Origin of the sequence: Vibrio penaeicida, assembly GCF_002933855.1 — a bacterium.
In the GTDB taxonomy this organism is placed as follows: domain Bacteria; phylum Pseudomonadota; class Gammaproteobacteria; order Enterobacterales; family Vibrionaceae; genus Vibrio; species Vibrio penaeicida_A.
Genome location: NZ_BFAQ01000081.1, coordinates 1 through 1695, shown reverse-complemented (window position 1 = coordinate 1695; position 1695 = coordinate 1). Strand labels below are relative to the sequence as shown.

Annotated in this window: 2 protein-coding genes; one reads left to right on the top strand and one right to left on the bottom strand. The window is 40.5% G+C overall.

What is annotated here, in order from left to right; all coding sequences use genetic code 11:
• Positions 1-154 precede the first annotated feature (154 nt).
• Positions 155-412 carry a hypothetical protein gene (locus VPNCDNU1_RS28300; RefSeq protein WP_104403468.1) on the bottom strand — a complete coding sequence of 86 codons (258 nt, stop codon included), beginning with the start codon at positions 410-412 and terminating at the stop codon, positions 155-157.
• 507 nt (positions 413-919) lie between these two features.
• On the opposite strand from VPNCDNU1_RS28300, the gene VPNCDNU1_RS28285 reads away from it, so the two are divergent.
• Positions 920-1564, top strand: coding sequence for a hypothetical protein (locus VPNCDNU1_RS28285; protein WP_104403465.1), 645 nt, complete (start codon positions 920-922; stop codon positions 1562-1564).
• Positions 1565-1695: the final 131 nt, after the last annotated feature.

Below are 1695 nucleotides of genomic sequence, written 5' to 3'. Positions count from 1 at the left end.
TGTAAGGTTCTCGAAAATTGCTGGCTTCAGTGTTTTTGAGTTTGATTCCTCAACCAGCATCAAGGTGGAAAAGTCGTCGCAAACCAAGTTGCTGCAAGCTTTCAAAACCAATTAGGTTTGCTGAATTTTGAAGCTTTGCTCTCGGCTCGTTTCCCTAAATTCTCGACTGAATCGGTGTTTTGGGTTTTGTGGTCTGGTTGCAGAAGGTTTTGTTGGCTAAGATGCTGTTCATTGAATGCAAGCTAAGTGCTTCATTGCCAAGTGAGTTTGTTATTTGTTGCGCTACAACAAACAGTTCAAGCAGACCAAAAACGCGTGGCATTTTTAGTTTGCGGTGAGTTTTGTGTTTAGGGTAGTTTGCAGAAACAGCATTTGTACGTTTTTGGCTACTTAACTGGGCGTTATGAAGCATCTAGAAAAATCCATTAAAATTAAGGGTTAATGTTCCTTATTCGTACTTGATGTTTTCGATGTTTTGAAATTATCTCAGCCTGAAAATCTGTTGTGTTTCTTTGGTGAAATGCCGCTTTGGTTTCATCGAAAGGCAAATCGGCTGTTTGGCTGCTTTTGCCAAGTGATTTTTTCCAGCAGCCATTTGCTGCACCGTGATTTTTGTGGGGCGGCAGGGGCATCGATAAACTCAAGAATTGGTGGGTGTTTTAAGTCAACTCGTTGTGGGTTTATCGTGTAGCTGCCGACATTTTGTGAATTGGCTCTGTGTCTAAACTATTTGTATTTGCTGTAATTCCGAGGTTGCCATAAAGTCCGTTCATAACAAACAATTCAAACAGACCAAAAACGTGTGGCACTTTTAGTTTGCGGCGGTTTTGGTGTTTAAGGTGTAATGCAGAAACGTCATTTGTACGTTTTTGGCAGTTTAATTGGGCGTTAGGATTTTTATTCAATTTATGAGGATTTAATGAGTATTATTATTGATATTGTCGCGCCCAAAGCTTCTAGGGTGTTTATGCCGTTACTTGCAGGGATTTTGACGGCTGTTTTGGCTTCTTTCAGTGGGCTACTTGTTGAAAAGGAGCTATCTAAGACAGTTGATAAATATCCAGCATTTGAAACGGCTGTCATTCAATCTCTGAATAACTCAAGTACTTTAAACTTAGGGCAAGCGACACTATTGTTTGAAGCAGTTCACCCTGCAGGTGAAATAGTCAATCATCAGCTTACTCTGAGAAATTACCTTGTTCGCCTGAACTATCAACTTATGCTTAATAAAACAGAGCCGAGTGTAGACCAAGCGAACTTGGTTAGCTTTACTGAAAAAATCCAAGCTATTATTAGCAATTTAGAGGAGGTTAGACCTTATCAGGAACTTGCTCCGATTGAAGCAAGTATTTTCCAAGATATATCAGCGCTAACCGATGATGAAGAAATAGAAAGAAAGCTTCGTCAACTATCCAGTATATTCCAGGTTCGTTTTGAAGAGCTTGAGCAAAGTAAGATTGAAGCTCGGTGGTCGCTTATTTTTGGAATAGCGGGTTTAGTTGCTGGTGTGGTATCTATTCTGCTTTCAGTTTTTCCTGTTACAAGGGCGAAACCAAAATCCTAACAAAGCATTTAAGAGTGATTCGCAACGCTTGGCATTTTCGCTTCGCTCAAGTGTAGCCAAGCGCCGCTCACATATATGGTCTCCCCCGGTTTTGCAAGTCAGTAGTATGATTAAAAGCGCAGGTTAACTAC

Bases quoted from the DNA above. Each gene is read 5' to 3' on its own strand.
- VPNCDNU1_RS28300 (WP_104403468.1), bottom strand. From the start codon at position 412: ATGCTTCATAACGCCCAGTTAAGTAGCCAAAAACGTACAAATGCTGTT.
- VPNCDNU1_RS28285 (WP_104403465.1), top strand. From the start codon at position 920: ATGAGTATTATTATTGATATTGTCGCGCCCAAAGCTTCTAGGGTGTTT.